Annotated in this window: 23 protein-coding genes; 12 read left to right on the top strand and 11 right to left on the bottom strand. The window is 61.6% G+C overall.

The window, feature by feature from the left end; genetic code table 11:
* Position 1: 1 nt before the first annotated feature.
* Positions 2 to 889, top strand: coding sequence for a YjjW family glycine radical enzyme activase (locus tag A9G06_RS05135; protein ID WP_069554476.1), 888 nt, complete (start codon positions 2 to 4; stop codon positions 887 to 889).
* A 138-nt stretch (positions 890 to 1027) separates the two neighbouring features.
* Positions 1028 to 1351, top strand: a complete 324-nt coding sequence (locus tag A9G06_RS05130) for a DUF1820 family protein (RefSeq protein ID WP_033114015.1) — start codon at positions 1028 to 1030, stop codon at positions 1349 to 1351.
* Between the two features lie 63 nt (positions 1352 to 1414).
* Here A9G06_RS05130 and A9G06_RS05125 read toward each other — a convergent pair whose 3' ends face one another.
* From A9G06_RS05125 to A9G06_RS05115, 3 genes are all read right to left on the bottom strand, one after another.
* Positions 1415 to 2347 (bottom strand): LysR family transcriptional regulator, encoded by a 933-nt coding sequence (locus tag A9G06_RS05125; RefSeq protein ID WP_069554475.1) that lies wholly within the window; start codon positions 2345 to 2347, stop codon positions 1415 to 1417.
* A 60-nt stretch (positions 2348 to 2407) separates the two neighbouring features.
* The gene (locus tag A9G06_RS05120) at positions 2408 to 3604 is read right to left on the bottom strand and encodes an amino acid aminotransferase (RefSeq protein WP_069554474.1); all 1197 of its coding nucleotides are present in this window, start codon (positions 3602 to 3604) and stop codon (positions 2408 to 2410) included.
* Between the two features lie 127 nt (positions 3605 to 3731).
* Entirely contained in the window at positions 3732 to 4007 is a 276-nt protein-coding gene (locus A9G06_RS05115) for a metal/formaldehyde-sensitive transcriptional repressor (RefSeq protein ID WP_058058594.1), read from the bottom strand.
* A gap of 71 nt (positions 4008 to 4078) precedes the next feature.
* Between A9G06_RS05115 and dmeF the strand changes: the two genes are divergently transcribed.
* Positions 4079 to 5035 (top strand): CDF family Co(II)/Ni(II) efflux transporter DmeF, encoded by a 957-nt coding sequence (gene dmeF, locus A9G06_RS05110; protein WP_069554473.1) that lies wholly within the window; start codon positions 4079 to 4081, stop codon positions 5033 to 5035.
* Between the two features lie 53 nt (positions 5036 to 5088).
* On the opposite strand, the gene A9G06_RS05105 is transcribed toward dmeF, so the two are convergent.
* The gene (locus A9G06_RS05105; protein WP_069554472.1) at positions 5089 to 5502 is read right to left on the bottom strand and encodes a hypothetical protein; all 414 of its coding nucleotides are present in this window, start codon (positions 5500 to 5502) and stop codon (positions 5089 to 5091) included.
* A 262-nt stretch (positions 5503 to 5764) separates the two neighbouring features.
* Between A9G06_RS05105 and pulA the strand changes: the two genes are divergently transcribed.
* On the top strand, positions 5765 to 9829 hold the full coding sequence (gene pulA / locus A9G06_RS05100; RefSeq protein ID WP_139126157.1) for a pullulanase-type alpha-1,6-glucosidase: 4065 nt from the start codon (positions 5765 to 5767) through the stop codon (positions 9827 to 9829).
* A 201-nt stretch (positions 9830 to 10030) separates the two neighbouring features.
* Here the strand turns inward: pulA and A9G06_RS05095 are convergent, their stop codons facing one another.
* On the bottom strand, positions 10031 to 12514 hold the full coding sequence (locus tag A9G06_RS05095; protein ID WP_069554470.1) for a zinc/cadmium/mercury/lead-transporting ATPase: 2484 nt from the start codon (positions 12512 to 12514) through the stop codon (positions 10031 to 10033).
* Positions 12515 to 12698: 184 nt separating this feature from the next.
* Between A9G06_RS05095 and tpx the strand changes: the two genes are divergently transcribed.
* On the top strand, positions 12699 to 13199 hold the full coding sequence (tpx, locus tag A9G06_RS05090; protein ID WP_069554469.1) for a thiol peroxidase: 501 nt from the start codon (positions 12699 to 12701) through the stop codon (positions 13197 to 13199).
* Between the two features lie 58 nt (positions 13200 to 13257).
* Here tpx and A9G06_RS05085 read toward each other — a convergent pair whose 3' ends face one another.
* Positions 13258 to 14085, bottom strand: a complete 828-nt coding sequence (locus A9G06_RS05085) for a transporter substrate-binding domain-containing protein (RefSeq protein ID WP_069554468.1) — start codon at positions 14083 to 14085, stop codon at positions 13258 to 13260.
* A gap of 143 nt (positions 14086 to 14228) precedes the next feature.
* Between A9G06_RS05085 and A9G06_RS05080 the strand changes: the two genes are divergently transcribed.
* Complete coding sequence (locus A9G06_RS05080; protein ID WP_069554467.1) at positions 14229 to 15449, top strand: DEAD/DEAH box helicase; 1221 nt, start codon at positions 14229 to 14231, stop codon at positions 15447 to 15449.
* A 2-nt stretch (positions 15450 to 15451) separates the two neighbouring features.
* Here A9G06_RS05080 and A9G06_RS05075 read toward each other — a convergent pair whose 3' ends face one another.
* The 3 genes from A9G06_RS05075 to A9G06_RS05065 form a co-directional block, all read right to left on the bottom strand.
* Positions 15452 to 16243 (bottom strand): hypothetical protein, encoded by a 792-nt coding sequence (locus A9G06_RS05075; RefSeq protein ID WP_069554466.1) that lies wholly within the window; start codon positions 16241 to 16243, stop codon positions 15452 to 15454.
* Positions 16240 to 17556, bottom strand: coding sequence for a sphingomyelin phosphodiesterase (locus A9G06_RS05070; protein ID WP_069554465.1), 1317 nt, complete (start codon positions 17554 to 17556; stop codon positions 16240 to 16242). The genes A9G06_RS05075 and A9G06_RS05070 overlap by 4 nt, the downstream gene beginning before the upstream one ends.
* Before the next feature lie 196 nt (positions 17557 to 17752).
* Positions 17753 to 18583, bottom strand: a complete 831-nt coding sequence (locus A9G06_RS05065) for a CPBP family intramembrane glutamic endopeptidase (RefSeq protein ID WP_069554464.1) — start codon at positions 18581 to 18583, stop codon at positions 17753 to 17755.
* Positions 18584 to 18703: 120 nt separating this feature from the next.
* Between A9G06_RS05065 and A9G06_RS05060 the strand changes: the two genes are divergently transcribed.
* Positions 18704 to 19441 carry an ABC transporter substrate-binding protein gene (locus A9G06_RS05060; RefSeq protein WP_069554463.1) on the top strand — a complete coding sequence of 246 codons (738 nt, stop codon included), beginning with the start codon at positions 18704 to 18706 and terminating at the stop codon, positions 19439 to 19441.
* A 67-nt stretch (positions 19442 to 19508) separates the two neighbouring features.
* Here the strand turns inward: A9G06_RS05060 and A9G06_RS05055 are convergent, their stop codons facing one another.
* Both A9G06_RS05055 and A9G06_RS05050 read right to left on the bottom strand, forming a co-directional pair.
* A complete protein-coding gene (locus A9G06_RS05055; RefSeq protein ID WP_005348860.1) occupies positions 19509 to 19805 on the bottom strand; it encodes a hypothetical protein in 297 nt (98 codons plus the stop codon).
* A gap of 66 nt (positions 19806 to 19871) precedes the next feature.
* Positions 19872 to 20246, bottom strand: a complete 375-nt coding sequence (locus A9G06_RS05050) for a YacL family protein (RefSeq protein ID WP_069554509.1) — start codon at positions 20244 to 20246, stop codon at positions 19872 to 19874.
* A gap of 209 nt (positions 20247 to 20455) precedes the next feature.
* Between A9G06_RS05050 and A9G06_RS05045 the strand changes: the two genes are divergently transcribed.
* The 5 genes from A9G06_RS05045 (at position 20456) to A9G06_RS05025 (ending at position 25486) form a co-directional block, all read left to right on the top strand.
* Positions 20456 to 21571: a sugar diacid recognition domain-containing protein gene (locus A9G06_RS05045; protein WP_069554462.1), complete on the top strand. Its 1116-nt coding sequence runs from the start codon at positions 20456 to 20458 to the stop codon at positions 21569 to 21571.
* Positions 21572 to 21689: 118 nt separating this feature from the next.
* Entirely contained in the window at positions 21690 to 22952 is a 1263-nt protein-coding gene (locus A9G06_RS05040) for an SLC13 family permease (protein WP_005340326.1), read from the top strand.
* A 9-nt stretch (positions 22953 to 22961) separates the two neighbouring features.
* Positions 22962 to 24095 carry a glycerate kinase gene (locus A9G06_RS05035; RefSeq protein WP_069554461.1) on the top strand — a complete coding sequence of 378 codons (1134 nt, stop codon included), beginning with the start codon at positions 22962 to 22964 and terminating at the stop codon, positions 24093 to 24095.
* A gap of 232 nt (positions 24096 to 24327) precedes the next feature.
* Positions 24328 to 24891: an NnrU family protein gene (locus A9G06_RS05030; RefSeq protein WP_069554460.1), complete on the top strand. Its 564-nt coding sequence runs from the start codon at positions 24328 to 24330 to the stop codon at positions 24889 to 24891.
* A gap of 58 nt (positions 24892 to 24949) precedes the next feature.
* A complete protein-coding gene (locus tag A9G06_RS05025; protein ID WP_005340333.1) occupies positions 24950 to 25486 on the top strand; it encodes a glutathione peroxidase in 537 nt (178 codons plus the stop codon).
* Positions 25487 to 25547: the final 61 nt, after the last annotated feature.

Genomic DNA, 25547 nt, shown 5'->3' with positions numbered 1-25547 from the left:
GATGGCTGATGTCTTGCCAACACGCAGCGCCCTGGTAAGCAGGGTGCTGCCGTTCTCCTGTGTCGACGGTCCGGGCAACCGGCTGGTGCTGTTTCTGCAAGGGTGCAACTTTCGCTGCCCCGGCTGCCACAACCCGCACACCATCGGGCTGTGCGACGATTGCGGCGACTGCCTTGCGGTCTGTCCGAGCGGCGCCCTCACCTTCAATCAGGGCAAGGTGCAATGGCAGGCAACTTTCTGCACCGATTGCGACGCCTGTCTGGAGACCTGCCCGCGCAGTGCCAATCCCAAGACCACAACCATGACGGTGGACGACGTGCTGGCCCTGCTGCGCCGCTACGGCCCCTTGCTGAGCGGGATTACCGTCTCCGGTGGTGAGGCGACCACCCGGCTCCCCTTCGTGGTTGCGCTGTTTGCCGCCATCAAGGCCACGCCGGATCTGACCCATCTCACTTGCCTGCTCGACAGCAACGGCTCGCTGGCCGAAACCGGCTGGCAGCGGCTATTGCCGGTGCTCGACGGCGCCATGCTCGATCTCAAGGGGTGGCGCGACTCGGTGCATCACACCCTGACCGGCTATGGCCGCGAGCGGGTGCTGGGGTCGCTGCAACTGCTGGCACGCCACGGCAAGCTGACCGAACTGCGGCTGCTCCATGTGCCGGGCAAGAGCGATTTTCTGGATGCAAGTGGTGAGCTGGACGCGGATCTCGCCGCCTTCTTGCAGCAGCTTGGGCCTGTGCCCATTCGCCTCAACGGCTTTCGCCACCACGGGGTGCGGGGGGCGGCGGCGCAATGGCCAGAGGCTCACCAAACCGAGCTGGAACAGCTGGCCAGCCGTTTGCGTGCAGCGGGATTGGGGCCTGTCTCACTGCCTGCCTTGATGGGCTGAGTAGCTGCGTCATCCGGTGACCGTCATGGCGTGAGGTGCTGCATGGAAAGGCCGCAACTGTGATTTCTGTCTATTGGAGGGGGCGAGAACGGCGGCTAGAATAATGGCCATCTTCTTACCCCTCAATGACAGATAATCATGAGTGAAAGCAAGGCGTTATATCGGGTTCAGTTTATTTGCCACAGCGAGCGCTACGAAGTGTATGTGCGCGAGGTGAATCAGGGTCAGCTGTTCGGCTTTATCGAGATCGCCGACTTCGTGTGGGACAATCACACGGCGCTTATCGTCGACCCCAGCCACGAGAAGCTCAAAAACGAATTTGCCGATGTCCGCCACACCATGATCCCCATGCATCAGGTGCTGCGCATCGATCAGGTGCAAAAACAGGGGGCGGCCCGCATTACCGAGCTGGGCAATAATGTCTCCCACTTCCCCAGCCCTATCTACACCAAACGTCCCTAGTCCCTACTTGCTGTTGATGTTTCGCTGCGGTGAAACATCAATCTCTGCTCGCTGTCGTCCGGCTCAGGGCTCAATCAATTCGCGACCCAGTTGCAGGAGCCGCTGGCGGAACCAGTGGCGGGCCGAGCCATCACCGGCCGGGCCATACCAGACCAGACTGTGACTCACCTTGCCGTAATCGAACGGTGCCGGACGCATCACCAGATCCGGCTGACTGGCCATGCAGGCCGCCCAGCCACCGATGGCGGTGAGGATCAGGTCAGTCTGGGGCAGCAGGGCCGCCGCGCTGGCAAAATCGGGCAGGGTGGCGCCAATCTGGCGACGCACCTGCTGCTGGGCCAGGCTCTGCTCAAAGAAGGGGTTGGCCAGCTCCTGATCTCGGATAGCGATATGGCGCCAGCTCAGGTAGGCATCGAGATCCCAGGGCTTGGCGAGCGCCGGGTGGTCTTTGCGCAGCAGGCAGACCAGTTTTTCTTCCCGCAGGGTCTCCCACACCAGCCCGGGCTGGCGCGGCAATGGCTGGCTCTGGTCATGGGGCAGGATCACGAAGTCTAGTTTGCCCGCTGCCAGCGCCTCCAGCCCCTGCTCATCCTTGTTCCAGATCTCCGGCACCATGCCCGGCACCTCTTTCATCAGCTGACCCAGAATGGGGCCTACCGGCCAGGTCATCACGCTCTCGCGCAATCCGAGCCGCAAGCTGCCCTGCCACTGCTGGGGGTTGAAGGCATTCTGGCGAGTGAGGCCGTTCAGCTCCCCCAACAGTCGATGCAGGGTGGGGGCCAGTCGCTCGGCAATAGGGGTGAGCAGCAGCTGGTTGCCCTGGCGATAGAGCAGCTGATCCCCCAGCAGATCCCGCAGCTGGTTGAGGGTCTTGCTGACGGTGGAAGGGGTGGTGCAGAGTCGCTCGGCGGTGCGGGTGACGCTCTGGTTGTCGAGCAGCAGGTGCAGGGTGACCAGATGGCGACCTCCCAGTCGAGAGAGTGCGATCAGATCCATAAAGACTCCACAAGCGAATGAAACAGACAAAAAGCCCCGCTTGAGCGGGGCTGGTGCGGATTAGCCCTTGAGCACTGCCGCCATGGCGTCAGCCACATAGTCGACGTTGCGGCTGTTGAGGCCCGCCACGCACATGCGGCCGGAGCGCACCAGATAGACGGCGAACTCCTCGCGCAGGCGATCTACCTGCTCCGGGGTGAAACCGGTGTAACTGAACATGCCGCGCTGGTTGATGAAGTAGCTGAAATCGCGGCCCGGCACCTTGGTGCTCAGCACCTCGAACAGCTTCTGGCGCATCCCCTTGATGCGGGTGCGCATCTCGGTCACTTCATCGACCCACATGGCATGCAGCTCGGGTTGGCTCATCACCGCTGCGGTGATCTGGCCGCCGTGGGTGGGAGGGCTGGAGTAGTTGCGGCGTACGGTGGCCTTCATCTGGCCCAGTACCCGGCTTGCCTCTTCGGCATCCCGGCAGATGACCGACAGACCGCCACAGCGCTCGCCGTAGAAGGAGAGGTTCTTGGAAAACGAGTTGCTGACGAAGAAGCTGACACCGGCAGCCACCATGGCGCGGATGGCGTAGGCATCCTCTTCCAGCCCGTCGCCGAAGCCCTGATAGGCGATATCCATAAAGGGGATCAGGTTCTTCTCGACAACCAGCGCGATCACCCGATCCCACTGGGCGCGGGAGAGATCCACCCCGGTCGGGTTGTGGCAGCAGGGGTGCAGCAGCACGATGCTCTTGGCCGGCAGAGTGCTCAGGCAGTCGATCATCGCATCGAACTGCACACCGCCGGTGGCCGCATCGTAGTAGGGGTAGTCGTGCACCTTGATGCCAGCACCTTCGAACATCGCCTTGTGGTTATCCCAGGTAGGATTGCTGACCCACACCTCGGAGGTCGGGAAGTAGCGCTTGAGCAGATCGGCCCCGATCTTCAGGGCGCCGGAGCCGCCGATGGTCTGGATGGTGGCGATACGTCCCGCCTTGACCGCTTCATGGTCGGCACCAAACAGCAGGTGTTGCACTGCGGTGCGGTAGTTGGCGGCGCCTTCCATCGGCTGGTAGGGGCGCGGGGCAGGGGCGGCGGCGCGCTGGGCTTCGGCCTGCTGCACCGACGGCAGCAGCGGAATGCGCCCCTGCTCGTCGTAATAGAGGCCGATCCCCAGGTTCACCTTCTGCTCGCGGGTGTCTTTGTGGAAGGTCTCGACTAGCGTCAGGATGGGGTCGCCAGCATAGGCATCGACGTGTTCAAACATGGGGGATCCTTGAAATTGACTGTCCAGTAAAACCGGCGGTCAGCCGGGCTGGACATCATGGCGCAAAGCTGGCGGTGGCTCAAGCCCGACGCTGGTCGAGCCTGAAGGGATGGTGCCGCGATCCTGCTTACTTCAAATAGGATCGCAGGACGCTGACCACCTGATCCAGATCCTCCAGCCGCTCGGCCGGGGTGGCATCGGGGGCGCCGAGATGCTCGCGCATATGTCCTTCCAGCACTTCCAGCATCAGGCCGTTGACGGCGCCGCGGATGGCGGCGATCTGCTGCAAAATGGCGGCGCAGTCGCTCTCCTGCTCCAGCGCGCTCTCCAGCGCACCGGCCTGTCCCTTGATGCGGCGCACCCGTGCCAGCAGCTTCTTTTTGTCGTGAATGGTGTGGGACATGCAGGATCCTCTCGATCAATAAAACTATACGGGGGTATAGTATATTGCATCATCGCTCTCAGGAGAAATCCATGTCATCCCTCGCTCAATCACACTGTCATCAACCCGTCATCCACGAGGGCAATCCGCTGGCCGAACAGAAGACCCGCTGGGCCGTGCTGCTCACTGTCATCATGATGGTGGCGGAGATCGGCGGCGGCTGGTTCTACAACTCCATGGCGCTGCTGGCCGATGGTTGGCACATGAGCTCCCACGCGCTGGCGCTCGGTCTCTCGGTATTGGCCTATCGCGCCGCCCGCCATTTTGCCCGCGACCACAGATTCAGCTTCGGCACCTGGAAGATCGAGGTACTGGGTGGCTTCACAAGCGCCTTGTTGCTGGTGGGGGTAGCCGGCATGATGCTGTTCGAGTCGGTGTTCCGGCTGCTCGATCCCAGCCCGATCCACTATCAACAGGCGATCGCTATCGCGCTGGTGGGGCTGCTGGTAAACCTCGCCTGTGCCTGGCTGCTCAAGGATGATCACGGCCACCATCACCATGGGCATGACCACCATCATGAGCATCACGACCACGATCATCATCATGACCATGACGATCACCACGGCCATCAGGATCTCAACCTGCGCGCCGCCTATATCCACGTGCTGGCGGATGCGGCCACTTCCGTGCTGGCGATTCTGGCGCTGGTAGGGGGCATGCTGTGGGGCGCTGACTGGCTGGATCCGCTGATGGGCATAGTGGGTGCCGGAGTGGTCGCGGTGTGGGCCTGGGGTCTGCTGCGCGACTCCGGTCGGGTGCTGCTGGATGCCGAGATGGATACCCCGCTGGTGGCGGAGATCCGCGAGGTGATTGCCGAGCTGCCGGGTATTGATATCCGCGATCTGCACGTCTGGCGGGTAGGGCAGCAGCAGTATGCCTGCGTGCTCTCTTTGCTGATGGTCAATCCGCTACCGGCGCAGCAGATCCGCGAGCGGCTGGCGATCCATGAAGAGCTGGTGCATGTGACCATCGAGATCGCGACCGAATGAAAGCAAACAGGGGGTCTTGGCCCCCTGGTTTCAGTGCCGTTGGTTCCCTGATGTCAGTGCGGCTGCCCGATGATTTCATCCTGGGGCTTGTGTTGCCACACAGCGCCGAGCAGCAGCTTGAGCAGCAGTCCGGGCGGGTTGTCCAGCAGCTTGCCCGACTCCAGCAGCAGCTGGCCATCGGCGCGAAATCCGAGGCTGGCATCTATGGTGCCATCCTCCGAGACCACCTGGATCAGTCCATTGAGGGCGGATCGCTCGCCAGGCTGACAGCGCAGCCGCAGTTCGCGGGGCTCCCCCAGCAGAGTGAAGGCGCGGCTCAGAGGGGGCGAGTCTTCATAATCGGGCCAGTTGAAGAAGTGATACTGTTCGGCCAGGGCGCCAGCCTGCTGGCAAAACTGGTCGAACAGCTGCCCGATCGCCTGATACTCCTGATCGAGTCGTCTTGCCTGCTCTTCAATCCGTTTCATTGTTTACTCCTTGTCTATCCACTTGATCAGACATTGCTTTTCTGACCCCGTGACTGCTGTTTTCCAGATATGAGGCCAAATGGCCGCGAGGTCTGTGAGCCGGATCGAAGTTTCAGTCTGAAAACGTTATCTTGTTGAAACTGGATGGTTTTTTTGCCCTTCCGCTCACATTTGAATCGATTGCCGCTGATTAATATGGCACCGCCTGGCAATGACCGGGTGCTCGACTATCGAGACTAACTACAGCGGGAATTATAAAAATATGGATATGAAAAAGACCAAAGTGGCGCTGGTAACAGCCTCACTGCTCGCGCTTTTGTCTGGCTGTAATGACAACAGCTCTGATGCCTCCGGTGTGAACCCCGTCCCCCCTACACCGCCTACACCTGAAGTCACCGATGGGCCTGTCGCTCGTCTGCCCAAGATGGATCCCCCGAAAGAGTTGCTGGTTGCCGGCGAAAATCAGGTGGTCATTGCGCTGGTGGATACCCAGTCGGCAGCCAAAGGCGCCAAGGCACCATTTGACAGCCACAGCCTGCACCTTTGGAACAACGATGCCTGTAACGCTACCGCTGATAGCGGCCTGAATACCGGGTGGGATGACAAGGGCAAGACACCTGCTACTGCCGACAGCTTTGGTCCGGCCTGGGTCGTACCGCTCAACAAGGTGGAAGGGTGCATCAACTTTATTGCTCGCAACGGCGATCTGGCCAACCTGACCGGCAGCGATATGAAGGTGATCTTCAGTGAGCACCCGGATCGCACCGTGGCCATCGTTGCGGGCAAGAAAGATCTGTTTGGCAGCCGTGCCGAAGCCTTTACCGCCGCCTTTGGCGTGGCGGGGGCCAGCGCTCATCTTATCGATGGCAATACCCTGATTTGGCAAGGGGGCAAGGACAAGCCCCACGTTCGCCTCTATTACACCGACTCGGGCACCATCAAGGCCAATGCCGATGGGGTGTTCGATTTCCCCTATATCAGCCTGACCGCGACCAGCCTGACTGCCGAGCAGCAGGCCAAATATCCGCATCTCAAGGATGCCGCCGCCTTTGCCCTGCCTGCCGGTAAAGATCTCAAGCCCCTGCTCAAGGGGGAACTGGTGGCTATCGGCACCGATGCCGACGGTATCCTGCAAGGAGCGACCCTGGTGCAGAGCGCCGGCGCCCTCGATGCGCTCTATGCTCCCGAGGCGACCAAGCTGAGCTATGGCGCCGTGGTAGAGGGCAACCGGGTGACCTTCCGCCTCTGGGCGCCGACCGCCAAGTCGGTCAAGCTGGCCCTCTACAACGCCAGCCACCAGAAGAGTGGTGAAGTGGCCATGACTTTCGACAGCGCTAGCGGCAGCTGGAGTTACGAAGGGGGCAGCGAGCTGATCGGCCAGTTCTACCGCTACGACATGGAGGTTTACCACCCGCTGAGCCGCAAGGTTGAGCACTACGAGGTGACCGATCCCTACTCCCTGAGCCTCGCGATGAACTCCGAGTTCAGTCAGGTAGTGGATCTCGACGATCCGGCCCTGAAACCGGAAGGATGGGACAGCCTCAAGGCGCCTCACAGCCAGCAGAACCCCGCCGACATCACCATCTATGAGGCCCATGTTCGTGACCTGACCGGTAACGATGCCTCCACCGATGAAGAGAAGCGCGGCAAGTTTGTCGGCCTGACCCAGCCCGACTCTGTACCGGTCAACCATCTGAAAGCGCTGGCAAAAAGCGGCGTCAGCCACCTGCACCTGCTGCCGGTGTTCGATATCGCCACCGTCAACGAGGACCCGGCCAAGGTGGCCAATCTCGGCGATGACTTCAGCAAGCTCTGTCAGGTCAATCCGGATGTGAAAACATCCAGATTTGGTGGCTATTGCGGTGGCGGTCAGACCGTGGGAGATGTGCTGGCCGACCTGCAAGGGGGCGACAGCAAGGATAATCCGCAGGTGCAGGAGCTCTCCGGCTATCTGCGCGGCGTCGACTCCTTCAACTGGGGTTATGACCCCTACCACTACACCACGCCGGAAGGCTCCTACGCCACCAACGCCGAGGGTACCAAACGTATTCTGGAGTTCCGCGAGATGGTCAAGGCCATCAAGCAGAACATCGGCATGAACGTGGTGATGGACGTGGTCTACAACCACACCAACGAGTCCGGGCTCGGTCCCAAGTCGGTGCTCGACAAGATAGTGCCCTGGTACTATCAGCGCCTCAATCCGGAGACCGGCTCGGTGGAGAACTCCACCTGCTGCTCCAACACGGCGCCGGAACACGCCATGTTCGCCAAGCTGATGGATGACTCCTTGGTCACCTGGGCACGGGACTACAAGGTCGATGCCTTCCGCTTCGACCTGATGGGCCACCACCCGAAAGATCAGATGGTGCAGGCGCTGGCCGCGGTGAAGAAGGTCAATCCCGAGATGTATTTCTACGGCGAGGGGTGGAACTTCGGCGAGGTTCAGGATGACAAGCGCTTCGTGCAGGCGACCCAGAAACATCTGGGCGGTACCGGCATCGGCTCCTTCTCCGACCGTTTGCGTGATGCGGTGCGCGGCGGCAGTCCGTTCGACGGTGGTGATACCATTCGCAAGACCCAGGGCTTTGGCAACGGTGCCTTCGTCGATCCTAACGAAATGAACAAAGTGGATCTGGCAACGGCCTTGCACCAGTCCGATCTGGTGCGCCTCGGCATGGCGGGCAACCTCAAGGAGTTCGTGCTGACCGACAAGGATGGCATGCCGAAGAAAGGCGCCGAGATCGACTACAACGGTCAGAGCGCCGGTTATGCCCAGGATCCGGTGGAAGTGCAGAACTATGTCGACAAGCACGACAACCAGACCCTGTTCGACAACCTGATCTACAAGGCGCCTGCCGGAGCCGATCTGGTGCGGATGCAGGGGGTCTCGCTGGCGACTGCCATGCTGGGGCAGGGCATTCCCTTCACCCACGCCGGTGTCGAGCTGCTGCGATCCAAATCCATGGAGCGGGACAGCTATGACTCGGGCGACTGGTACAACAAGGTCGACTACACCTTGGGCGACAACAACTTCGACAAGGGGTTGCCGCGCAAGGACAAGGATGGCGACAACTATCCGCTGATCGAGCAGGTGCTCGGCAAGCATGCCAAGCCGGGCTCGGCCGAGATGGCGCAGATGGTGAGCTTCTATCAGGAGCTGGCGGAGCTGCGCAACTCCTCCCGCCTGCTGCGTCTGGGCAGCGGTGCCGAGGTGATCAAGCGGGTCGACTTCCGCAATACCGGCCCGGATCAGGTGCCCGGCCTTATCGTCATGACGGTGGATGATGGCGTCAGTGCCGGGGCGGATCTGGATCCCGCCATCGACGGTCTGGTGGTGATGATCAACGCCAGCAACCAGCGCCAGAGCATCGGCGACTTCCGTGACGGCAACGACCAGCCCATCGATCTGAGCGGTATGGTGCTTGGCAGCAAGCATCGCGCAGTCGACAGCATCGCCAGCGGCGCCGCCTATGATAACGGCCAGCTGACGCTGGGGGCCTGGTCTGCCGCCGTGTTCGTCAAGCCGCAGAATGGCGCTCAGGGCGCGGGCCTGCCGGTCAGCAAGAAGACCGACCTGAGCACCCTGCCACCGTTTGGCAATACCGATGTCTATCTGAAGGGCTTCTTGGACCCCAGTTTTGGCGACAAGAATCCGCTGACATTTACCAGTAACTTCATGTACGAGTTCAGCGCAGAAGTGACGGCGGAGCAGCTTGGTAACACCGAATTGAAGGTGGCGGACTCTGGCTGGAGCATTAACTACGGCAGCTGCAACGCCGGTGACAAGCTGGTGGTTGGCACTCCGCTGACCCTTTGCAAGGGGGGAGAAACCGGCAATATCGGTGTCGATCTGGCCAAGGCAGGCAGCTACAAGTTTGTCTTCACCGCCATGAACAAGGACAAACCGACCCTGAGCGTCAGCTTCACCGAGCCGGTGCAGAGCTGCAAGGTGCTGGATACGGTGGCGGGCAATCCGCTCGGCTACAACCTGTTCATCAAGGGTGAGCTCTCCGGTTGGGCCGCTCAACCTCAGTACCAGCTGAGCTACAAGGGGAAGGATGGCGATCTCGCCATCTATCAGGCTGCGTTCAACTACACAGGTAGCACCGAGTTCAAGGTGGCCAACGAGGACTGGAGCAAGGAGTACCTGCTCAACGGTGGCGGCGCGGTGAACGCTGAAACCGGCTATTCGTTCGCCTTCTCCAAGGGGGGCAGTGCCAATAACAGCATCACATTGCCGCAGGGGCTGTGGAGTGTGCTGGTGAAGGTTGATCCGGCTGGCGTCAAGGCGGGCACAGCCGTCATTCAGGAGTGCAGCGTCAAGTAAGCAAGCCATTGAGTCCGGGGGATGGCTCGGCGCCCCCGGGTTGAATTCCACCTTGCCAAGGGTGGGATAACTCCGAGAGAGTAAGCAAAGCGCGACTGCCGACCGGCAGGCGCGCTTTTTCTTTTACGGGGTGCCGTGAGAGGAAAAAGAAAAGCCGTCCCGGTTGGGGGACGGCTTTTGGCTGGGATGCCATTGGCTAGCTTAACGCTTGCGCAGCAGCCGCAAGGCGTTGGCGGTCACCAGTGCGGTGGCGCCGGTATCGGCCAGCACCGCAATCCACAGGCCGGTGATGCCGAGCAGGCTGGTGACCAGGAAGATGGCTTTAAGCCCCAGCGCCAGCGCAATATTCTGGTGAATATTGGCCAGTGCCGCCCGCGACAGCCGGATCATCGCGGCAATACCGCCGAGCTGGTTGTGGGTCAGCGCCGCATCGGCCGTCTCCAGTGCCACATCGGTGCCGCCCCCCATGGCGATGCCGATACTGGCCCGCTTCATGGCGGGGGCATCGTTGATGCCATCGCCGATCATCGCGACTTTCTGCGAGCTGGCGAGCTTGGCAATTTCATCGACCTTGCCCTCCGGCAACAGGCCGGCACGCCAGCCCATCCCGAGTTCACCGGCGATGGCCTCGGCAGCGCGGGGGTTATCCCCAGTCAGCATGATGCTGTTGAGCCCGAGCCGGTTGAGCTCTTGCAGAGCGGCTGCCGCCTCCGGCCGGATCTGATCCCGCAGCGCCAGCAGGGCAACCGGCAACGCCTGAGCATCGCTGCTCTGGCAGAGCACCACAACGGTCTTGCCCTGCTGCTCCAGCGAAGCAATCCGGGTTTGCTGTTCCATATTCAGGGCTGCCACCCGGCTCGGTGCCAGCAGTTGCCACAGTTCACCGTTGATGCGTCCCTCAACCCCCATGCCCGGCAGAGCGCGCAGGTCGCGGGCCTCCGCCAGCGTCAGCCCCTGTTCGGTCGCGTTGGCGACCACGGCGCGGGCCAGCGGGTGGTGGGAGCCCTGCTCGATGGCAGCCGCCAGTGCCAGCAACTCGGTCTCCGGTTGGCCATTGAGGTTCACCAGCTCGGTCAGTTGCGGCTTGCCCAGCGTCAGGGTGCCGGTCTTGTCAAAGGCTACGGTGTCGATATGGGCCAGTCGTTCCAGTGCGGCCCCCCCTTTGATCAGCGCCCCCTGACGGGTGGCGGCGGCCAGTGCCGAAGTAACCGCTGCCGGGGTGGAGATGACCAGCGCGCAGGGGCAGCCGATGAGCAGCAGCGCCAGCCCGCGATAGATCCACTCGTCCCAGCTCTGGCCGAAGGCAAGGGGTGGCACCAGCACCACCAGCAGGGCGACCAGCATCATGGCCGGGGTATACCAGCGGCTGAAGCGGTCGATAAAGCGCTCGATGGGGGCGCGCTGGCTTTCGGCCTCCTCGATGAGGTGCAAAATTCGGTCGATGGCGTTGTTGCCGGGCTCGGAGACGACTTCAAGACGCAGCACCCGATCCGCCGCCAGACTGCCGGCTGGCACCTTGTCACCCTGGCGGCGTTCCACCGGAATAGACTCACCGGTCAGGGCGCTCTCGTCAAACGCACCGAGTTCATCGAGCAGGCGGGCATCGGCAGGTAGGCGAGCACCCGGGGCGATTTCGATGATATCGCCGGGACGCAGCTCATCGGCGCCGACCTCTTCGCGCACCTCGCCCTCGGCAGTGGTACGGATGCGCAGCGCCTTGTCGGGCACCAGCGCCATCAGGGCGGTCACTCCGGCCCGGGCGCGTCCGGCGGCGTAGGCCTCCAGATGTTCACCCAGCATAAAGAGCAGCAGCACCATGGCCGCTTCGGCGGTTTCGCCGAGGAACAGGGCCCCCACGGCGGCGACCGTCATCAGGGTCTCGATGGCGAAGGGGGAGCCGCTTTTGGTCAGCGCCCACGCCTTGCGGGAGATGGGCCATAGTCCCCAGAGGGTCGCCAGGGTAAAGAGCGGCTGACCGAACTCTTTCGGCAGCAGGGCTGCGACCAGCATCAGGCCGGCCAGTGACAGGGGCTGCCAATATTTGCCCAAAAAGTTACCGAATAGATTGCCCTGCAGGGGTTGTTGTGAAGCTTGCTTACGGCCAGCTGCCTGCTTGTCAGCACTTTCCCCCTTTAGCTGGAAACCGGCGGCCAGCACGGCGGCGGTGACGGGATCGGGGGAGAGACCGGGGGCCAGATCCACCACCAGCTTCTCGGTGGCAAACAGCACGCGGGCCTGCTGCACGCCGCTCACCCGGCTGACGGCGGTCTCGATCTTGCGGGCGCAGCTGGGGCAATCCATCCCCAACACCTGCCAGCTGTGGCGGCTGTTGCCTTGTACCGGTGCAACCAGCGGGTCGGCAGGGGGTATATCGTGCTCATGCTCATGCTCATGCTCATGCTCATGCTCATGCTCATGCTCATGTTTATGATCGTGAGCTGGCGATAAGGGGGTGCTGCAGCACGCTTGATCGTGACAGCCTCCTCGGGGAGGCTCTTCATCCCCGGGGGATTCATTGCCGTCACGGGATGCGTGCTCATGAGGCGTCTGGGTTGAACAGCAACTGACGGGCGTGGTGTTGTCGCAGCAGTGGCTATCGTGGTGATGCTCACTCTGGCCGGGGGCCGCCTTGCTGACGGCCTTGATGGGGGCGGCGTGCTGATGATTGCAGCAGGATTTGCTCATGATGAGTCCCTCTTGATGGATCCCGCCCCTGCGAGATCCTTGATTACCGAGAAGGAGTCTAAACCTTGGTGTTAAGTCCAAGGTCAACCCCTTTATATCCCTTGTCTTCGCGGGTGTTTGTCTGGTCCCGCCGCCCCTATACTGATCTCCCGGATTTTTACTACACCAATAAAGGACATAACACATGAGCAACTCAGCCACTCTGCAAGGCAACCCGGTTTCCGTCGCTGGTCACTTCCCGGTCGCCGGTGAGCAAGCCAAGCCCTTCTCACTGGTGGCCAAGGATCTCTCCGACGTGACCCTGGCAAGCTTTGCCGGTCAGCGCAAAATCCTGAACATCTTCCCGAGCGTCGATACCCCGACCTGCGCGACCTCTGTGCGCAAGTTCAACGAGCAGGCCAGCGCGCTGGAGAACACTGTCGTGCTGTGCATCTCCGCCGATCTGCCGTTCGCCCAGTCCCGCTTCTGCGGCGCCGAAGGTCTGGACAAGGTAGTGACCCTCTCCACCCTGCGCGGTGCGGCCTTCATGGAAGATTACGGCGTTGCCTTCTCTTCCGGTCCGCTGGTCGGTCTGACCGCTCGCGCCATCGTGGTGCTGGATGGTGACAACAAGGTGCTGCACAGCGAGCTGGTCGCCGAAGTGGCCGACGAGCCGAACTACGCTGCGGCGCTGGCCGTGCTGTAAGGCTGCAAGCCATAAAAAATCCCGCTTCGGCGGGATTTTTTATGCGGGAATTGTCCGTTCAGGGCGTAGCTGGCGGGGTGGTCGCCGGTTCAGCCTTGGCGGTTGGGGAGGGTTGCCACTCCACATAGGGGCGGTGGATCTTCTCGTAGATCTCGGCCAGTTTGCCGGTGGCAGCCAGCTGATCGATGGCTTGGCGGAGAAATTCGTCCATCTCATCACCTGCTGCCCCTTTCTGGATGATGAAGACATCCTCGAAATCTCCGAAAAATTCTCGCCTGATATTGGTCAGCCCCAGCTGCTTGAGCATCAGGTCGGCCTCCTCTTGTGCCCAGACAAAGGCGTCGATACGGCCGCGTGAAAGCTTGCGCAGTGACTGCTCGATACTCATCGAGCGCTGCACCGGGAAGGGCATATAGTCGGGTACGGCCTCGATCAGCAGATCCCGTTTGGTGGGCACTATGCCATAGGCCATATCCGTGGTGACCGGATAGGCGGTATTGCTGTAAATCACATGGGCAACCTTGCCAAAACTGCGGGTGCTGAAGCGATAAGCCAGCATATCGATATCCTTGAGGTTGCGGATGGCGGGCAGCCCCAGATCAGCCTTGCCGGAGATCACCCCAGCCATGGCACGGGCGATGGGGTAGATGGTGATCTTGATGGTTACATCGGGGTAGAGGTCATCGATGGCGTGCACCAGGTCGACAAAGGGGCCTGTCTTGTCGGCATTGATCAGCCCCGGCAGCTCGCCAAGGTGGGCATTGAGGATGCGCACCTGTTTCGGCGGCTCGGGGGCAGCGTCGTTTTCCGGAGTCTGCGACAGGCCGAGAGTCGCGCTGCCGAGCAGGGTGACCACGAGCAGCATAAGGGGGATGTGTCTGGTCATGGCGTGTCTCTCTTGGTGATGGGTCAGCTAAAGTGTAGTCAGCCCGTCGCCAGCGCCCCTCGGCCGGCCATCATGGATAGGGTTTTACTTCTCGGCCCCCGCTCACTAGACTTCGCCTCCCACTTCTTTGTTGACGTAGCGCCATGACCTTTAGCGAACTTGCCCTCCATCCCGCTCTGCTTGCCTCTTTGCCCGCCACCTTGCAGACGCCGACCCGCATCCAGCAGCTGGCCATTCCGGCTGCGCTGGCGGGGCAGGATCTGCTGGCGCTGGCCCAGACCGGCAGCGGCAAGACCCTGGCGTTTGGCTTGCCGCTGCTGCAACGGCTGGATCCTTCCTCCAGTCAGGTGCAGGGTCTGGTGCTGGTGCCAACCCGCGAGCTGGCGACTCAGGTCACTGCCGCGCTTGAAGAGGGCGCCGAGGCGCTGGGGCTGCGTATCGTGACGCTGTGTGGGGGCGTTGCGCAGGAGCGGCAACAGGCCGAGCTGGCGCTGGGGCCACAGCTGCTGGTGGCGACGCCGGGGCGGCTGCGGGATCTGCTGACCCAACAGTTGCTGGGGCTGGATGGTTTACAACTGCTGGTGCTGGATGAGGCGGATCGCCTGCTGGAGATGGGCTTTGCTCCCGACATCAAGGCGCTGCTCGGCTTTATTCCGGCGGATCGCCAAACCCTGCTCTTCTCCGCCACCTTGCCTGCCGAGCTGGAGGCGCTGGCCAACGGCCTGCTGCGCGATCCTAACCGTATCGAGGCAAACCCCCTTAACAGCGTGGTAAACGAGATCGAAGAGCGGCTCTATCTGGTCAACAAGAGCAGCAAGGTGCCGGCGCTCATCAGCCTGCTCAAGGAGCAGGCGTGGCCGCAGGTGCTGGTCTTTATCAGTGCGCGGGATGATGCCGACGGGGTGGCCAGAAAGCTGGCCAAGGCGGGCATTGCGGTGGCCGCCCTCCATGGCGAGAAGGAGCCGGTGGTGCGCGAGCAGGCGCTCAGCGATTTCAAAGAGGGCAAAATTCGGGTGCTGGTGGCCACCGACCTGATGGCGCGTGGCATCCATGTGGAGGCGCTGCCGGTGGTGATCAATCTGGACTTGCCCGCCAGCGCCCCCGTCTATGTACACCGCATCGGTCGTACCGCCCGGGCTGGCCGCGAGGGGCTGGCCATCTCGCTGGTTTGTCATGGCGAGAGTGACATGCTGCAAGCCATTCGCACCTTGACCGGCCGCGAGCTGCCGTTGGGCGATCTGGCGGGATTCCCGGTTACCGACCAGCCTGCCAGCGGGGAGGGCAAGCGCCCCCCTCGTGACAAGCAGGCCAATCGCCGTACTCAGGCCAAACGCAGCGTCAAGCAGTTCAAGGGCAAGCGCTGACCTCAGGGTTTGCCTTGCTCCCGCGCGAAGAAGTCACGACGCCACTGGCTCAACACCTCCTCCTTGTGTTGTTGCCACAGCGCAGGATCCATCTGCTGTTGGCTGATCGCCAGTTGCTGCTCCAGCTCGGCCAGCTCTCGCTGGTAACGACTGCGTTGATCGAGCTGTTGCTGGCGCGCCTCGGCAAACGCCAGCGTGGCTTCAGCTTGCTCTGCGGGGAGGAAGTGACGGGCCAGGGGGGCCAGATCCTCATCTCCCCAGAGCTGACGGGCTTGCTGCAGGCGGGCATCCGGGTTGAACAGATCCACCGCCAGATCCGGATGATCCGCCGCCCACCGATCCTGCAAGCGGCTGAGGGCGTCCAGCCGCTCGGCCAGCGGCAACTGCTCGCTCTCCTGCGCCAACTGATCCAGCGCCAGGGCATAGCGCCCCTGTAACCGGATCAGGCTCTCGCCCTCGCCCTCGCTCAGCCACCCGGCCTCTGTTGCCTCCAGATTGCTCACGCGCTGCGCCAGCGGCAACTCGCTGTCGCTGATCTCGCTGGCAAGCTGGTTGATCAGTTCATCCGGCATCGCCTGCCAGCTGCTGGGCACTTCTTTGCTTTTGCCATCCATCCCCTCAGCGTTTGGCATGCGGGGAGGCGGGCTCCCCGGTTCTGCTGGCAACTGCGCATCGGCCAGAGAGGGAGTCTCCGACCGTTCTGGCGATATCGGGGACTGCTCTTCCTGCCAGCCCAGATTGACCAGCAAAAGGGTCAGGATAGCCAGCGCCAGTATCCCGTAACGGCGAGTCATCGGCTGATCTCTCCCTTGACCGGGAAGTGATCGGAGAGGTTGCTGGCGGGCCAGAGGCTGGCGGCGCTGCTGCGGGGGATCCAGACCGTGTTGAGGTTGTGGCGTACGGCGCCGTACTCACGGCTCACCACCAGATAGTCCAGATACTCGACGTTGGCTCCGCCCGAGAGCGGCCCACCGGCATAGGGGTTGATCCTGGGATCGAAGGTCGCTTCGGTATAGCCGCCGTAGGTCGGCTCATCGGCATTGAGGTTGGCCAGCATGCCGGCGTAGTCATCGGCAAACTTGCGTTTGTTGACGTTGAAGTCGCCGCCATAGATGACGGTGTCGCTAGTGGGGATCTTCAGGCTGGCAGCCAGAGCGCGGATCTGGCCGAACTGGATCTGGCGCAGCTTGCGCGCCTCGTCGGTGTCGAAGCTGGCGGTGTGGGTGGCGAACAGGTGCCACGCCTTGCCCCCCTTGATCACCTCGGCGTACATCACCCCCTTGTCGGCGAAGCAGTCGGTGCCGGTGCATTGGGGATAGACCAGCTGTGCCTCCCGCACTATCGGATAGCGGCTGACGATCACTACACCGCCGTCGTGGACGTTTACCCCGGGCTTGTCGAGCACTTTGGTCTGGTAGGGATACTCTTTCGCCAGCGCCTGCAAAAAGCCCTCGCGGCGGCCATCGAACACCTCTTGCAGCAGCAGGGCGTCATAGCCCTTGAGATGCTCTGGCAGCAGTGCCAGCCGCTCACCGATGCTGGAGGCGATCACCGGCAGCGCCCAGACGTTGTAGCTGGCCACCTTGAGCCTGTTTTCTGCCGGTTCCGGCTGCTCCCGTTTTTGGGGGGACGTGATCATATAGTGCAGATCGTCGTAGCGGCCGGTGAACTTGGCGGCAAAGGCCAGCTCTTGTGGCCCCGCCACGCGATGGATCTCCCTGTCGTTTTGCCAGCCGGATGCGCTGGTCGGCGTCTCGCCACCGTGCTGCAAGGTGGTGTTCCACCAGGTTCCCTCCATCAGCTGGTTGAGCCGATAGACATCGCCACTCGCTGTAGTCACGCGGGTTTCGAACAGATAGCTCTTGCCCGCCTTGACCCCCTCATAGCGATTGAAGCTGAGCACCATGGCACTCTCCCATGGGCCCAGCTCTGTGCGGTGCTGAAGCCACTGACTGCCGGGTTGCAGCTGGCCGCTGCCGCTTTGGCGGATGTCGATCTGAAGCGGTTCAGGACTGTTGTTGGTGAGATAGACATCGGTATCGGCCAGTGCCAGTTGCGGGAACTGGCTGACCAGCAGCAGGGCGGCATAACTGAGGGTTTTCTGCATCACAGGATCCTTTTGGTTGCAGGGCAATGGAAAGTGACTGTTATGGCGAATGCAGAGGTCAGTTTGTTTACATTTTCGTTACAAGTAAATGAATTGGTTTTGTTTGGAGCTTTGTGGGGCTGTAAAGCGAGCAAGGCAGCACGCTTGAAGAGAGGGCGTTTCGCGAGAAGGCGCCCGTGTCGGGCGCCTGCAGGCGTTAGTGGTGGGCCAGCGGATAGGTGAAGAGTGCCAGATGTGCGAAGTTGAAGGCGAAGTGGATCAGGATGGCCACGGAGAGTCGCCCGCTGAGCTGGAATGCCAGGCCATAGCAGCAGCCTGCCAGGGTCGCAAACAGCGCCAGCAGTGGGCCACCGGGCAGGTGGATGGCTCCGAACAGTAGCGCAGCTACGACGATGCCAATCCAGGGGCGGTAACGCTCGGTCAGCCCCTGCTGGATCGCGCCGCGAAACAGCGCCTCTTCCGCCACACAGGTGAACAGCAGATTGTTGAGTGCAAACAGCCACCACCAGTGGGGCAGACCCACTTCCGGTTTCAGTGCCCCCAACTGCCAGGCGATGACCAGCAGGGCACCCAGCGGCAGCAGCAACAGGGCCAAAGAGCGCCAGCGGATTGCGCCCCCCTTACCCAGCAGCATCGGGCAGGCCAGCAGCAAGCCAAAGAGCAGCAGCGGCTTGTCGAGGTTCAGATACATGTTGAACGGCACGCTGGCGGGGCCTGCCAGCGCCTGATCCAGCACCTTGAGATTGTTGAAGCCGGGGATCAGGTGCAGGGTCAGCGCAATCGCCCAGAGGATCAGCACCACTCTGGCCGCTATCGCCCAGCGGGCGGGGAGGGCTGGCGTACGCCACGCCAGCAGTAATCCTGCGACCGAGATCAGCAGGGCGGGTAGCGTCATTCGGTCAAGCCACAGTGCCAGCAGCAGGGAGAGTCCTAGCAGGGCCAAGGCGGGAAGACGTTGGCGGAAGAGGGCAAGCAGCACGGCCAGCGCCAGCGCGCCCCAGATAAATGAGTCGGGGAGGGGTAACATTGGATCTCCTTGATCGAGGCAGGCGGCAACCTTAACAAGTGGGCGTCAGCAGGACAACTGCGCAGGAGGTGGTCGGATCCCTTCTCTATACTCATCAACAGGGTAAAGGGAGAGCAGCTGATGAAGCACTGTCTGTGGTTGTTGTGTTGTTGGTGTGTCTGGCTGCAGGCGGCACCCTTGCTGCTGGTGACCGGTGAGTTCACCCCTTATACCGGCAAGGCACTGCCTGACGGCGGCGAGAGCACCCGGCTGGTGACGACCCTGCTGCAAGAGGCCGGGTATCGAGAGCTCCAGGTCGACTACCTGCCCTGGCCCCGCGGCTATCAGTTGACCCGCAATGGGTTGGTTGCGGCCACCTTCCCCTACGCCTGGACTGCCGAGCGGGCCAAGCTCTTCCACTACAGCGCTCCCATTCATATAGATCGCCTCTCCTGGTTTACCTATCGGGGGAGCGAGGCCATTCAGGCTGGCCGCTGGCAAGGGCTGCGAGTCTGCATTCCGCTGGGGTGGAGCACCAGCCATGCCGACGGGGTGATCAAGCGTTTCGGGCTGGATCTGCAGCGTCCCAAGACCCTGGCACAATGTCTGCAACTGCTGGATCGCAAACGGATCGATCTGCTGCCGATGAACGAGACGGTGACCCGGGATGCCAGCCGTCAGCTGTTTGGCGACCCCTGCCATCTGCAGGCATTGCCCCACTTTCGTCAGAGCGACACCTTTTACCTGATCATTTCACGGCAGTATCCGGAGGCCGCCAACCTGCTTGAGCGCTTCAATCATGCCCTGGCTGCCGCCCGTGCCGATGGTCGCTATGACCAACTGGTCTCCCGAGCCGGAAAGGGGATCGATTGCCGTTGAGAGTGCACGGCCGGAAAACAAAAAGCCGGAGCAGTGGCTCCGGCTTTCTTTATGCCTTTAGGGGGGATTAGCGGCCTGATTCGGCGATCACGCGGGCGATGATATCGGCGCGCTTGCCGGCTTCCAGTTCGCCCAGGGCGATCAGGCCAGCCTTGAAGATGACGTTCTTCGGCAGGCTGACATCGTCCAGCGTGGCGATCGCTTCAACGTGCATGCCGTTCAGACGGCTGGCATCGCGCGGGCTCAGGTTGACCTGAGTGTTCATCACCTGCTTGCCTTTCTTCTTGGCAGGTGCAGCCGCTTTCTTGGTGGATTCCTGTTCTTCGTCTTCCGGCAGTTCGTCATCAAAATCGTAAATAGACATAGTCAATCCTGTTGAGTTAGGCAAAAGGGCACGTTTGCCCGACATAGTAATCCGACATTGGGTCAATCAGCCCATATCCTCGTTACGGATAAAGGCGCGCCAGGAGCCGAGCACCTGGGCAAAATCTTCCAGCCCGCACATGGCCAGCTGTTCATCATCGTAGTAGGCGAGATCGTCAAGATCCTCACCCAGCTCGATATTGAGGGCGTTGGCTTTCACCTCCGCCTCTTCATGGGTCAGCAGCAGGGAGTAGTCACCGCCGTTGAGCCGGTATTCGACTAGGGTGCGGTTGGAGAGCTGATCAATGATGGAGAAGAGCTCGTCGAGCTTCTCTTCATCCTTGCCAACCTCGTCGATCAGCCACTGACCGATGGCTTCATGGCCCATGGAGAACCGGGCGCGATAGCCACCAAACGGGTCGCGGCGAAATTCATAATCCATAGCACAGTCCAGATCGGAGGGATGGGCCATCACGGGCAGGCGGGTGCAAGCACGCAATTCCTGCTCCATGGCGGGGCACACATCGGGTAAAGTGGCCTATTCTAGCGATCCCCCTCTCGCTTGTCTTGATGATGTGGCATCTTTGCGCCCATGTGCCCTGAATAGGCCCGTGGTGGCGTCGCCAGATCAGCCCCTTGTCCGGAGATGTTATGCAGCTAAACGATAATCTTGCCCGCCAGATCGTCGCACGGGCGATGAAGATCCTCTCCTTTTCGGTCAACGTGATGGACGAACACGGTCTCATCATTGCGTCCGGCAATCCGGATCGGATCCATCAGCGCCACGAAGGGGCCGTGCTGGCATTGACCGAAAACCGAGTGGTGGAGATCAGCGAAGCGACTGCCTTGCAGCTCAAAGGGGTTCGACCCGGCATCAATTTACCCATCTCCTATCAGGGGGAGCTTATCGGGGTGATCGGCATCTCCGGCGATCCGGAGGAAGTTCGTGCTTACGCCGAGCTGGTGCGAATGACGGCAGAGCTGATCCTGGAGCAGGCGGCGCTCACCGAGCAGTTGCAGTGGGACAAGCGCCACAAGGAGGAGCTGGTGTTGCAGCTCATTCGTGGCGAGGGGCGAGTCGATCAATTGCAGCAGGCGGCCCGTTTTCTCGGACTGGATTTGGCCCAGCCCAGGGTGGTGGCCGTGCTGGCCCTGGAGGAGGCGGATCCGGCGCGTCTGCGGGAGCTGGTTCATCAGCTGGAAAATCCGGAGCGGGACAATCTGGTCGCCATCAACGGGCTCGACGAGATAGTGGTGCTCAAACCGGCGCAGTTGAGTGAGGGCGTCTGGCAATCGGCGCAGGAGCGCAGCCGGATCAAGCAGTTGCTGGCTCGCATTCCCCACTTCAAGGTGCATATCGCGGTGGGCGATTACTTCGCCGGGATCGACGGGCTGGCGCGCTCTTATCAGACGGCGCGAGATACCCTGCGCCGTGGCATGCGGCAGGCGCCGCGCAAACAGGTCTACTTCTTTGAGGACTACCGTTTGCCAGTGCTGCTGGGCAGTCTGGCGGACTCCTGGCAGGCGGATCAGCTGCGCACACCGCTGCAGAAACTGGCCCGGGAAGATGGCAAGGGAGGACTGCAGAAGACCCTGCGCCATTATTTCTTGCAGGATTGTGATCTGCATCGCTGTGCCGAAGCGCTGTTCATTCACCCCAATACCCTGCGCTATCGGCTGGGGCGGATAGAGCAGATAACCGGGTTGAATTTCAACAAGTTAGACGACAAATTTTTGCTCTATCTCGGCCTTAATCTCGACTTGTGATTGTGAAGTTGGACAAAAAAACACGTTTTCATGACGCAATTTTTGGCTTGTAATCCAAAGCATTCTGATTGCAGATCTCCATAATGGCGGCCATTCACTCCCATTAAAGGTGTCCGTCATGATCCCGGTTACAGCCCTTGGCGCCATCGCGGCGCTCTCCATCGCCATCATCCTCATTTTGAAGAAGGTGCCGCCCGCTTACGGCATGATCGTGGGGGCTTTGGCCGGTGGCCTGATTGGCGGTGCCGATCTGACCCAGACCGTCGCCTTGATGATCGGCGGTGCCCAGGGGATCACCACTGCGGTGATGCGGATCCTGGCGGCCGGTGTACTGGCGGGCGTGCTGATCGAATCGGGTGCCGCCACCACTATCGCCGAGACTATCGTCAAGAAACTCGGTGAAACCCGCGCCCTGCTGGCGCTGGCGCTGGCAACCCTGATCCTGACTGCGGTCGGCGTGTTCGTTGACGTGGCCGTCATCACGGTCGCCCCCATTGCGCTGGCCATCGCCCGCCGTGCCGACCTCTCCAAGGCGGCCATCCTGCTGGCGATGATCGGCGGTGGCAAGGCGGGCAACGTCATGTCCCCCAACCCCAACGCCATTGCCGCGGCTGATGCCTTCCATCTGCCCCTGACCTCAGTGATGGCGGCGGGCATCATTCCGGGTCTGTTCGGTCTGGTGATGGCCTACTGGCTCGCCAAGCGGCTGAACAACAAGGGCAGCAAGGTTGCTGCTGATGAAGTGGTGAGCTTTGCCGGTGCCAAGTTGCCAGGCTTTGCCGCCGCCATCAGTGCACCGCTGGTCGCCATCCTGCTGCTGGCTCTGCGTCCTGTTGCCGGTATCGTGGTGGATCCGCTGATTGCACTGCCCCTCGGTGGTCTGGTCGGCGCCCTGATGATGGGTAAATTCAGCAAGGTGAACCAGTTTGCGGTATCCGGTCTCGCCCGCATGGCGCCAGTCGCCATCATGCTGCTGGGTACCGGTACCCTGGCAGGCATCATCGCCAACTCCGGCCTGAAAGATGTGCTGATCAGCGGCCTGACCGCCTCCGGTCTGCCTTCTTACCTGCTGGCGCCTATCTCCGGTGCTTTGATGTCGCTAGCGACCGCCTCGACCACCGCCGGTACCGTGGTGGCCTCCAACGTATTCAGCTCCACCCTGATTGAACTGGGGATCAGCAGTCTGGCCGGAGCGGCGATGATCCATGCCGGTGCCACCGTGTTTGACCACATGCCCCACGGCTCTTTCTTCCATGCCACCGGTGGCAGCGTCCACATGGGGGTGGGGGAGCGTCTGAAACTTATCCCTTACGAAACAGCAGTCGGTCTGACCATTGCCACTGTCTCCACCCTGATGTTTGGCGTGTTTGGCCTCGCCTAAGGAATTGATATGAAAATTGTTATTGCCCCCGATTCATTCAAGGAGAGTCTGAGCGCCATGGCGGTGGCTGATGCCATCGAGGCCGGTTTCAAGCAGGTGCTGCCAAACGCCACCTACGTCAAATTGCCGATGGCCGATGGCGGTGAGGGCACGGTGCAATCGCTGGTCGATGCCACCGGTGGCCGGATCCTGCCGGTCGAAGTGACCGCGCCTCTTGGCAACAAGGTACAGGGCTTTGTCGGTCTGCTGGGTGATGGCCTGCGTGCCGTCATCGAGATGGCCGCCGCCTCCGGCATCCATCTGGTGGCGCCCGAGCAGCGCAATCCGCTGCTTACCTCCAGCTTCGGTACCGGCGAGCTGATCCTGGCCGCGCTGGAGATGGGGGTGAAGCACCTGATCCTCGGTATCGGCGGCAGCGCCACCAATGACGGCGGTGCCGGCATGATCCAGGCGCTCGGCGGCAAGCTGCTCAAAGCCGATGGTTCCGCCATCGAGCTGGGTGGCACAGGTCTCAGTGAGCTGGCTACCATCGATCTGAGCGGTCTGGATCCGCGCCTTAGCGATCTGGTTATCGAGGTGGCGTGCGATGTGAACAACCCGCTCTGCGGCCCGAAAGGCGCCTCTGCGGTGTTTGGCCCGCAAAAGGGGGCAACCCCAGAGATGGTGGCGCAGCTCGATGCCAATCTCTCCCGTTATGCCGACTGCATCGAGCAGGCCCTCGGCAAGCAGGTGAAGGATATTCCGGGGGCGGGCGCTGCCGGTGGCATGGGGGCCGCGTTGGTCGGCCTGCTCGGTGCCGAGCTCAAGCCCGGCATCCAGATCGTCATCGAAGCGCTGAAACTGGCCGAGGAAGTGGCCGATGCGGATCTGGTCATCACCGGTGAAGGTCGCATCGACAGCCAGACCATCCACGGCAAGACGCCAATCGGTGTCGCACGCTGTGCCAAGCAGTTCGGCAAGCCGGTGATCGGTATCTCCGGCTGTCTGACCGATGATTGCGGTGTGGTGCACGAGCACGGGCTGGATGCGGTATTCGCCGTGGTCAACCGTGCCATGTCTCTGCCGGAGGCGCTGGAGAGCGCCAGCACCAACATTCAACTCACTGCGCGCAACGTAGCGGCGCTCTATCAGCTCAAGGGCTGATCCGGTTCGGCCGATGTGCCCCATCGGCCACTCAATATCCCCGTATGGGACATCTCCCATCCTGCGAGATGTCTGACTGCCCTGGCACTTATTTGCCGATCCATCGTGATCGGCTCTTTTCTTTCCGTTCCTTTGTCTTGCCACACTTTTGACTCCATGGGTCAGCGCGGTTTTGATAGGCGCAAATTTCCCTTTACGGCATAGTGGTCGTACCAAGTACAAGGAGAGACTCATGTTCCTGCTGACCCTGGGGGTTGCGCTGTTTACCCTGATCCATCTCTACCCCTGTTTTGCGGTGGCCCATCGGGCACGACTGCGCGAGCGGCTGGGTGAGAATCGCTACAAGGGGCTCTTCTCCCTGCTGGTGTTTGTCGCTATTGCCTGCATCATTGCTGGTTGGCGCTCGGCCAGCTCGCTGCCGCTCTACTTCCTGCCCAAGTGGGGGCCGATGACCATGACGGTGATGATGCCCTTTGCGCTGATCCTCTTCTTCTCCGGCCAGGGGCCCAACCATCTGCGCCGCTGGCTGGTGCATCCCCAACTGCTCGGTACCCAGCTCTGGGCGGTGGCCCATCTGCTGGTCAACAGCGAGGCGCGATCCTTGGTGCTGTTTGGCGGCATCGGGCTGTGGGCGCTGGTGAGCATGGTCTGGATTTCGGTGCGGGACTGGCAGCGATATCCCCGTCCGGCGGCCAACTGGACTGGCACTGGCATCAGCGTCGGGGCGGGCCTGGCTGCCACCGCGCTGCTGGTGTTCTGGGGCCACGGCTGGCTGACCGGCATTCCATTGCATTGAGAGTGAACTGCGGCTCTGGTAACCGCGTATGATGGATAAAACAAAAGGAGTCTTGGCGATGAAATGGTTCACTCTGTTGCTGTTATTGGGGGCCGGAGCGGCCTCTGCGGCGTGCCCCGATTATTTCAATGTGGAGATGCGGGAGCTAAACAACTCTCAGCGCCACAACCTCTGTCAGCTGACCGAGGGCAAGGTGGTACTGGTGGTCAATACCGCCTCCTACTGCGGCTACAGCGGTCAGTTTCGCGATCTGGAGAAGCTCTACCAGAGCTACAAGGATAAAGGGCTGATTATTCTGGGTTTCCCCTCCAACGATTTCTGGCAGGAGGCGGGCAACGAGACCAAGACAGCCGAGGTATGCCGCCGCGACTATGGCGTCACCTTCCCGATGTTCAATCGGGTGGCGGTGCGGGGTTCCGATGCGGTGCCACTGTTCAAGGGGCTGGCGGCGGCCGCTGATGGGGATGAGCCGAACTGGAACTTCCACAAGTATCTGGTGGGGCGCGATGGCAAGCTGATCGCCAGCTACGGCGCCAACCAGAATCCGGCTGACGATCCCCTCAAACTGCAGATCACCCGGGCGCTGGGGCTCTGACCCTACCCCTTGGCGGGCGGCTCTGGAATAATGGGCTCCCGCCACTCAATCCGGTTATCCT

Origin of the sequence: Aeromonas sp. DNP9, assembly GCF_001728955.1 — a bacterium.
GTDB lineage: Bacteria > Pseudomonadota > Gammaproteobacteria > Enterobacterales > Aeromonadaceae > Aeromonas > Aeromonas veronii.
This window is presented reverse-complemented; position numbering and strand designations above follow the sequence as displayed.

Bases quoted from the DNA above. Each gene is read 5' to 3' on its own strand.
- A9G06_RS05135 (WP_069554476.1), top strand. From the start codon at position 2: ATGGCTGATGTCTTGCCAACACGCAGCGCCCTGGTAAGCAGGGTGCTG.
- A9G06_RS05130 (WP_033114015.1), top strand. From the start codon at position 1,028: ATGAGTGAAAGCAAGGCGTTATATCGGGTTCAGTTTATTTGCCACAGC.
- A9G06_RS05125 (WP_069554475.1), bottom strand. From the start codon at position 2,347: ATGGATCTGATCGCACTCTCTCGACTGGGAGGTCGCCATCTGGTCACC.
- A9G06_RS05120 (WP_069554474.1), bottom strand. From the start codon at position 3,604: ATGTTTGAACACGTCGATGCCTATGCTGGCGACCCCATCCTGACGCTA.
- A9G06_RS05115 (WP_058058594.1), bottom strand. From the start codon at position 4,007: ATGTCCCACACCATTCACGACAAAAAGAAGCTGCTGGCACGGGTGCGC.
- dmeF (WP_069554473.1), top strand. From the start codon at position 4,079: ATGTCATCCCTCGCTCAATCACACTGTCATCAACCCGTCATCCACGAG.
- A9G06_RS05105 (WP_069554472.1), bottom strand. From the start codon at position 5,502: ATGAAACGGATTGAAGAGCAGGCAAGACGACTCGATCAGGAGTATCAG.
- pulA (WP_139126157.1), top strand. From the start codon at position 5,765: ATGGATATGAAAAAGACCAAAGTGGCGCTGGTAACAGCCTCACTGCTC.
- A9G06_RS05095 (WP_069554470.1), bottom strand. From the start codon at position 12,514: ATGAGCAAATCCTGCTGCAATCATCAGCACGCCGCCCCCATCAAGGCC.
- tpx (WP_069554469.1), top strand. From the start codon at position 12,699: ATGAGCAACTCAGCCACTCTGCAAGGCAACCCGGTTTCCGTCGCTGGT.
- A9G06_RS05085 (WP_069554468.1), bottom strand. From the start codon at position 14,085: ATGACCAGACACATCCCCCTTATGCTGCTCGTGGTCACCCTGCTCGGC.
- A9G06_RS05080 (WP_069554467.1), top strand. From the start codon at position 14,229: ATGACCTTTAGCGAACTTGCCCTCCATCCCGCTCTGCTTGCCTCTTTG.
- A9G06_RS05075 (WP_069554466.1), bottom strand. From the start codon at position 16,243: ATGACTCGCCGTTACGGGATACTGGCGCTGGCTATCCTGACCCTTTTG.
- A9G06_RS05070 (WP_069554465.1), bottom strand. From the start codon at position 17,556: ATGCAGAAAACCCTCAGTTATGCCGCCCTGCTGCTGGTCAGCCAGTTC.
- A9G06_RS05065 (WP_069554464.1), bottom strand. From the start codon at position 18,583: ATGTTACCCCTCCCCGACTCATTTATCTGGGGCGCGCTGGCGCTGGCC.
- A9G06_RS05060 (WP_069554463.1), top strand. From the start codon at position 18,704: ATGAAGCACTGTCTGTGGTTGTTGTGTTGTTGGTGTGTCTGGCTGCAG.
- A9G06_RS05055 (WP_005348860.1), bottom strand. From the start codon at position 19,805: ATGTCTATTTACGATTTTGATGACGAACTGCCGGAAGACGAAGAACAG.
- A9G06_RS05050 (WP_069554509.1), bottom strand. From the start codon at position 20,246: ATGGATTATGAATTTCGCCGCGACCCGTTTGGTGGCTATCGCGCCCGG.
- A9G06_RS05045 (WP_069554462.1), top strand. From the start codon at position 20,456: ATGCAGCTAAACGATAATCTTGCCCGCCAGATCGTCGCACGGGCGATG.
- A9G06_RS05040 (WP_005340326.1), top strand. From the start codon at position 21,690: ATGATCCCGGTTACAGCCCTTGGCGCCATCGCGGCGCTCTCCATCGCC.
- A9G06_RS05035 (WP_069554461.1), top strand. From the start codon at position 22,962: ATGAAAATTGTTATTGCCCCCGATTCATTCAAGGAGAGTCTGAGCGCC.
- A9G06_RS05030 (WP_069554460.1), top strand. From the start codon at position 24,328: ATGTTCCTGCTGACCCTGGGGGTTGCGCTGTTTACCCTGATCCATCTC.
- A9G06_RS05025 (WP_005340333.1), top strand. From the start codon at position 24,950: ATGAAATGGTTCACTCTGTTGCTGTTATTGGGGGCCGGAGCGGCCTCT.